Genomic DNA, 6,965 nt, shown 5'->3' with positions numbered 1-6,965 from the left:
GGAAGGGCATAATCAGCTACCAATGACCCCGGTAACAGCATTGAGCTTTATGATGTTCATTTTATTGTATGTTCCTTGTGTTGCAGTTCTGGCAGTGGTTAAAAAAGAGACCGGAACATGGAAATGGCCGGTTTTCCTGGCGTTTTATACAACTGTACTGGCATGGATCCTGGCTTTTGCAGTATACAGAATTGGAATGTTACTAGTATAAATATTAACATTCTATAGACCTTGGCTGTCAAGCCGGTTCAAAGCATCTATAGCAAGTGAATAATCAGGATTGATTACCAGGACCTGTTTGTAGTCAAGCCGCGCATTGGTGTATTCCCTGAGTAATTCCCTTGTAAAACCACGGTTATAATAGGCATCAGCATAAGAAGGATCAGCGGAGATCGCTCTGCTGAAGTATTCCTCCGCTTTCACATACTCCTCTTCAAAAACCAGAGCAATATAACCAAGGTTAAAAAGGGCATATTCATCCTGAGCGTTTATACTAAGAATTTTGGCATATAAGTCTTTGGCGGGTTCCAGTTCGTTGCTACCCTGATGGTACATGGCTAATGCATATAATGCATCCGTAGAAGAAGGCCTCAATCTGACCGCTGAATTCAGATAATCAAAAGCCCTCCTGTCCTTTTTTTCCGAAAATAATACGCCCAATTGCAAAAGTGCTTCAAAGTAGTCCTGATCCTGATTCACAGCCTTAACAAAATAGTCGACTGCTGAAAGTGTATCTCCGGTTTCCAGGCTTGCATACCCCCTGATAAAATATGCTACGGGGTTATGTGGCTTTAATTCCAGTGCCTTTGCCGTAAATTGAAATGCTTTGTCGTAACTTCTTACTATCAGTCCAAGTTCCGCCAGTTTCAAATATGCATCATTGTTAACAGGATCCAGTTCAATCACTCTTTCAAGCGATTCGGCAGATTGCCTGATCTTACCCTGTCCAAGGTAAATATCCGATAATGTAAGGAACAGACCGGGATTGGAAGGTGAAATCTCAATAGCTTTGCGAATATCCTGCAGAGCGGAGTTAAGCTGGTTCCTTTTCAGGAAATACCTGGCTCTTTGATTATACAAAGATACATCCAGAGAGTCTGACTTAATACTTTCGTTCAGGACTGACAGAGAATCCACTGCAGCGGTTTCATTTGAAGCGGATTTCATTTTATCCCCGCTACAGGACACGGAAAGCCAGCCGGCAAGGATTATCAGAATGACAGCAAGAAAAAACTTTCTATATTCCATGATGATGATTTCAAGCAATAGATCCAGCCAAAACATCTTTGATTTTATTTTCGACTTCTTCGGATAGTTCTGGGTTATCTAAAAGTAGTTTTTTAACCGCATCTCTCCCCTGCCCCAGTTTTGTTTCCCCATAACTGAACCAGGAACCGCTTTTCTTGATGATATTATAATCAACGCCCATGTCGATGATTTCTCCGATACGGGAGATTCCCTCCCCATAAACAATATCAAACTCGGCTTTACGGAATGGAGGAGCGACTTTGTTTTTAACCACTTTAACCCTGACTCGGTTTCCGGTAATATCCTCACCTTCCTTGATCTGGTTGGTTCTGCGGATGTCCAGTCGCAAGGATGTATAAAACTTCAGGGCATTTCCACCGGTTGTGGTTTCAGGGTTTCCAAACATCACCCCGATCTTCTCCCGAAGCTGATTAATAAAAACACAAACTGTTCCTGTTCTACTAATATTGGCGGTAAGTTTTCTCAGAGCCTGAGACATCAGCCTGGCCTGCAAACCCATCTTGGAATCGCCCATCTCGCCTTCAATTTCACTTTTGGGTGTCAATGCTGCCACTGAGTCGATGACAATTATATCAATGGCACCTGAGCGGATCAGGTTATCAACGATTTCGAGGGCTTGTTCGCCATTATCGGGTTGGGAGACCAACAGATTATCAATGTCAATCCCCAGCTTTTTTGCATAGAAGCGGTCGAAAGCATGTTCTGCATCTATAAATGCGGCGATACCACCGCTTTTTTGAGCTTCGGCGATAGCATGAAGAGCCAATGTTGTTTTACCGGAAGACTCAGGACCGTATATTTCAATAATTCTACCACGGGGATACCCACCTATACCCATAGCAAAATCAAGCCCTATAGACCCGGATGGAATAAAAGGTATATTTTCCACTACCTGATCACCCAATTTCATGATTGCCCCTTTGCCATGATTCTTCTCAATATTACCGATTGCCAATTCCAGGGCTTTCAGCTTGTCTTGCTTTGACTTATCGTCTGAACCAGTTTTTGCCATATATATGTTTGGATTAATAATGTTTTTATTCTTATTCGTATTCACTCAGGATCTGCTCTGTATGTTCCTTGGTTTTCACTTTATCGAAAACCTTTTCAATGGTTCCGTTCTCAGAGATAACAAAAGTGACGCGATTAATACCTTCATAAGATTTTCCCATGAATTTCTTTGGTCCCCATACCCCATACTCATTGATTATATCCTTAGCGGTATCAGCTATTAATGAGAAAGGCAGGGTAAATTTCTCTGCGAATTTTTTATGTGATTGTTCCGAGTCTGCACTCACTCCGATAACCGCGAAACCCTTATTGAGCAGAGCCTGATAATTATCCCTGAGGTTACAGGCTTCCGCGGTGCACCCGGGTGTATCGTCTTTTGGATAGAAATACAGGATGACCTTTTTTCCCCGGAATTGCTGCAAGGAAACTTCATCACCATTTTGATCGATTCCTTTGAAATCTGGGGCAATATCCCCTATTTTTAAACTTGCCATAAATATCTCCTTTCCGGCTAACGCAAAGATAGCCATTTTAGATGTTGTTGATTTTTATTAATTAGTACGAATTATTAACAAATGTCCCCCCCTTTAGGTTCTTTTTTTTTCATAGAAGCGGCAATGGCTCTTCAACCCGCATTCATCGCAAGCCGGTCTGCGGGCTTTACAAACATACCGGCCATGGAGGATCAGCCAGTGATGAGCCAGGGGAATCATTTCCCGGGGTATATGTCTGACAAGCTGCTTTTCCGCATCAAGGGGATTTTTCGCGTTCGTAGTAAGTCCCGTTCGCGCAGCTACCCTGAATACATGTGTATCAACAGCCATTGCAGGTTCATTGAATACAACAGAAGCAATGACATTGGCAGTCTTACGGCCGACACCGGGTAACTTTTGCAATTCCTCAATTCCGGATGGTACTATACCTTGAAATTCATTGACAAGGGTCTTTGCCATCCCGATCAGGTTTCGGGTTTTATTATTGGGATATGAACAGCTTTTTATCAATTCGTAAACTTCCTGATCTTCAGCAGCTGCAAGAGAAACAGGATCCGGGAAAGTTTCGAAAAACAATGGGGTAATAATATTCACTCTCTTGTCTGTACATTGTGCAGATAAGATCACTGCCACTAAAAGTTCATAAGGACTGGAATAAGACAGTTCCGTCCCGGCATCAGGATTATGTTTCCTGAAATAATCGAGAATAAATTCGTAGCGCTCTTGCTTTGTCAAGGAATTAATCAAACTAAAAAAACCCCGCCATAAGGCGGGGCCAACCAATAACTATTAACCTAATTGAGAATGATCCTCATTATTCCTGAATTTCTAGATTGCAGGATCAATAAAGCCTTTGAGTAGTTCATTATGTTGCGGATCAGGAAATCGTCAGGACCGGAATGAGATTGCTCCACTTCCTCTTCCTGATCATACTGCAACAAATAATGATGATTTTTAAGGGTAAAGGTTTTTTTCATAAAATTCCGGGTTGGTTTGACGTAAGTTTTCGCATTCATAACGCAATACCAACACGAATATTTCCCTTGCCCTTAAAATTTTATACCGATAAAATCACATTTTTCTCTTTAACCAGCTTTCTAAGATTGATCAAAGCATACCTCATTCTTCCCAACGCTGTGTTTATACTAACGTTTGTGACCTCTGCAATATCCTTGAAACTCATGTCGGAATAATGACGCATATAGAGTACCTCCTTCTGCTCAGGAGGAAGATATTCGATCAATTTCCGTACGTCACGATGTATTTGTTCCGTAACAAGGCTGTCTTCAATCGAGTCGTCCAGCAACGGTAAAAGGTCGAAAATATCGAACCCATCCACATCGTTGTCAACCACAGGAATACGTTTGGATTTTCTGAAATGATCTATGATAAGGTTATGGGCTATCCGCATAACCCATTGGATAAATTTGCCCTCTTCCTTATAGGATCCTGAGCGAATGGTGTTGATAACCTTAATAAAGGTATCCTGGAAAATGTCATCAGCCAGTTGCTTATCCTTAACAACCATAAGGATATAAGCATAAACCCTGTTTTTGTGACGATGGATGAGCTGTTCGAGACTGGCTTGATTACCTTCTAAATACTTAATAATTAGCTCTTTATCGCTAATGTTCGTGGCTTTCATATGCCTCCCTTTTTAGTCAGTATTGTTTAAAAAGGGTAAATATTTATTCGATAATCTTCCTCCTATAATTTAAGGTTGGTAATTCCGCATGAAATGGTAATTATGTTAATCATTGCATGCGTTATGTATGCAAAGATAACCAAATAATGATGATTTGCAAAATTTTTAGATAATTTTGTGACTTTTCAGCGAAAAAATTTTCCATGACAGGTAATGAACAGAAGAATTCTCCGGGAGAATTCATTCAAATACAGGGAGCCAGGGTACATAATCTGAAAAATATTGACACAAAAATACCCCGAAACTCCCTTACCGTTATAACAGGATTATCCGGTTCAGGCAAATCTTCCCTGGCTTTTGACACCTTGTATGCCGACGGTCAGAGAAGATATGTGGAAAGCCTGAGTGCTTATGCCAGGCAATTTTTAGGAAGGATGAGCAAACCTGAGGTGGACTTTATCAAAGGAGTTTCCCCTGCGATAGCTATAGAGCAAAAGGTTAATATCAGAAACCCGCGTTCAACCGTTGGTACAAGTACAGAGATCTACGAATATCTTAAACTTCTTTTTTCCAGGATAGGAAAAACCTATTCACCGGTATCGGGCAACCTTGTGAAAAGACATTCCGTTAGTGATGTTACCAACTTTATCCTTGGTCTTCCTGAATCAGACAATGTTCTAATTCTTGCCCCGGTTAAAATCCGGAGGAAAAACAACATGGAAGTATTTCTACAAACATTGTCGCAACAAGGCTTCACAAGAATTTTTCATAACAGTGAAATCATAAGGATCAAAGATATTAATAATGATTACTTATCCGGACTTAAAAATGAAAGTGCTCTGTGGGTTGTAATAGACCGGATAATCGTAGAAAAAAACGGTGAATCACAGTCCAGAATAGCGGATTCAGTTCAAACTGCTTTCTTTGAAGGAAATGGTGAATGTATCCTTATATATGGTAAAGATGGAGATCAGGTTAAGAAAGTTTTCTCAAATAAATTTGAACTGGACGATATCACATTTGAAGAGCCTACGGTTAATCTTTTCGCATTCAATAATCCATATGGTGCCTGTAAAAAATGCGAAGGTTTTGGAAGCATTATTGGAATAGATGAAGACCTGGTAATCCCTGATAAAAGCCTGTCAATCTATGAAGACGCCATTGCATGCTGGAGGGGTGAAAAAATGAGTGAATGGAAAGATGTGCTTGTCATGAACGCATACAAATTCGGGTTTCCGGTTCATAAACCTTTTCATGAGTTAACGGAAGAACAGAAAGAACTTCTTTGGACAGGCAATGAATATTTTGAAGGGATAGACAGATTTTTTCAATTTGTTGAAGAGCAGGCATATAAAATTCAATACCGGGTGATGCTCTCCCGTTACCGTGGAAAAACGGTTTGCCCTGAGTGCAAAGGTACACGTTTGCGAAAGGATGCCAATTATGTAAGAGTGGCAGGCAAGAGCATAAGTGAAATGGTACTTATGCCGGTTTCAGAGCTAAGACCATTCATGGAAGAATTGGAGCTCAGTGAAAACGATGAGCAAATTGCCCGCAGGTTATTGATCGAAATCCGCAACCGTTTAAAATTCCTGGAAGAGGTCGGATTAGGGTACCTTACCCTGAACCGTTTGTCCAACACGCTTTCAGGAGGAGAATCTCAGAGGATCAACCTTGCCAACTCGCTTGGAAGCAGCCTTGTAGGATCCATGTATATTCTTGACGAACCGAGCATAGGATTGCATCCCCGGGATACACAAAATCTGATTCAAGTGCTAAAACAACTTAGGGATCTCGGTAATACGGTGATAGTTGTAGAACATGACAGGGACATTATTCAGGCGGCGGATTATATTATTGATATGGGTCCTCTGGCAGGAAGCCTTGGCGGAAATGTAATATATCAGGGAGATGCCTCCGGCCTTGTAAAAGCCGTTGACAGTCTTACGGCTGATTATCTCACTGGTAAACGTTCCATAACCCTTCCTGCTCAAAGAAGAAAATGGAAGCATTACCTTAAGGTTAATGGGGCCCATGAAAACAACCTGAAATATATTAGCACGTCCTTTCCTTTAGAAATACTTACGGTGGTTACCGGTGTAAGTGGTTCAGGAAAGTCGTCACTGGTCAGGGAAGTATTGTACCCAACCATCAAGCGCATACATGGAGGATATAGTGGCAAAGCCGGCAAGCTTTCAAATCTTTCCGGAGATACAGGACTTATCGGCAATGTGGAAATGGTTGACCAGAATCCCATAGGAAGATCATCACGCAGTAATCCGGCGACTTATCTTAAAGCATTTGATGAAATAAGAACATTGTTTTCCCAGCAGGCTCTCTCAAGGATCAGAGGTTATAAACCCGGATATTTCTCATTTAATGTACCCGGAGGGAGATGCGAAGAATGTGAAGGAGAAGGGGTGGTAAAAATTGAGATGCAGTTCATGGCCGACATCTACCTGACCTGTGAATCATGCAGTGGAACCAGATACAAGCCGGAAGTACTGGATATAAAATATCAGGAAAAGAACATCAGCGACATCCTG

8 protein-coding genes are annotated in these 6,965 nt (G+C 41.3%); 2 read left to right on the top strand and 6 right to left on the bottom strand.

Features of this window, described 5'->3' with window-relative positions; translation table 11 throughout:
* The coding region (locus KKA81_05200) for a hypothetical protein (GenBank protein MBU2650310.1) at positions 1-211 on the top strand (211 nt) is incomplete at its 5' end.
* 11 nt (positions 212-222) lie between these two features.
* Here the strand turns inward: KKA81_05200 and KKA81_05195 are convergent.
* The 6 genes from KKA81_05195 to KKA81_05170 form a co-directional block, all read right to left on the bottom strand.
* On the bottom strand, positions 223-1,284 hold the full coding sequence (locus KKA81_05195) for a tetratricopeptide repeat protein (protein MBU2650309.1): 1,062 nt from the start codon (positions 1,282-1,284) through the stop codon (positions 223-225).
* Entirely contained in the window at positions 1,259-2,281 is a 1,023-nt protein-coding gene (gene recA / locus KKA81_05190; GenBank protein ID MBU2650308.1) for a recombinase RecA, read from the bottom strand. Before recA ends, KKA81_05195 begins: the two co-directional genes overlap by 26 nt.
* A gap of 31 nt (positions 2,282-2,312) precedes the next feature.
* Positions 2,313-2,774 carry a thioredoxin-dependent thiol peroxidase gene (gene bcp, locus KKA81_05185; GenBank protein MBU2650307.1) on the bottom strand — a complete coding sequence of 154 codons (462 nt, stop codon included), beginning with the start codon at positions 2,772-2,774 and terminating at the stop codon, positions 2,313-2,315.
* A 93-nt stretch (positions 2,775-2,867) separates the two neighbouring features.
* On the bottom strand, positions 2,868-3,509 hold the full coding sequence (nth, locus tag KKA81_05180) for an endonuclease III (protein MBU2650306.1): 642 nt from the start codon (positions 3,507-3,509) through the stop codon (positions 2,868-2,870).
* Between the two features lie 59 nt (positions 3,510-3,568).
* A complete protein-coding gene (locus KKA81_05175) occupies positions 3,569-3,751 on the bottom strand; it encodes a hypothetical protein (protein MBU2650305.1) in 183 nt (60 codons plus the stop codon).
* Between the two features lie 80 nt (positions 3,752-3,831).
* Entirely contained in the window at positions 3,832-4,419 is a 588-nt protein-coding gene (locus KKA81_05170; protein MBU2650304.1) for a sigma-70 family RNA polymerase sigma factor, read from the bottom strand.
* A gap of 203 nt (positions 4,420-4,622) precedes the next feature.
* Between KKA81_05170 and uvrA the strand changes: the two genes are divergently transcribed.
* A partial coding sequence (gene uvrA / locus KKA81_05165) for an excinuclease ABC subunit UvrA (protein ID MBU2650303.1) occupies positions 4,623-6,965 on the top strand: 2,343 nt, incomplete at its 3' end.

Source organism: Bacteroidota bacterium (assembly GCA_018831055.1).
In the GTDB taxonomy this organism is placed as follows: Bacteria; Bacteroidota; Bacteroidia; order Bacteroidales; family B18-G4; genus M55B132.
Note: the sequence above shows the minus strand (reverse complement) of the source record. Positions and strands in the feature narration are given on the sequence as shown.

Coding starts and splice junctions, on each gene's coding strand:
- KKA81_05195 (MBU2650309.1), bottom strand. CDS start 1,284: ATGTTTTGGCTGGATCTATTGCTTGAAATCATCATCATGGAATATAGA.
- recA (MBU2650308.1), bottom strand. CDS start 2,281: ATGGCAAAAACTGGTTCAGACGATAAGTCAAAGCAAGACAAGCTGAAA.
- bcp (MBU2650307.1), bottom strand. CDS start 2,774: ATGGCAAGTTTAAAAATAGGGGATATTGCCCCAGATTTCAAAGGAATC.
- KKA81_05175 (MBU2650305.1), bottom strand. CDS start 3,751: ATGAAAAAAACCTTTACCCTTAAAAATCATCATTATTTGTTGCAGTAT.
- KKA81_05170 (MBU2650304.1), bottom strand. CDS start 4,419: ATGAAAGCCACGAACATTAGCGATAAAGAGCTAATTATTAAGTATTTA.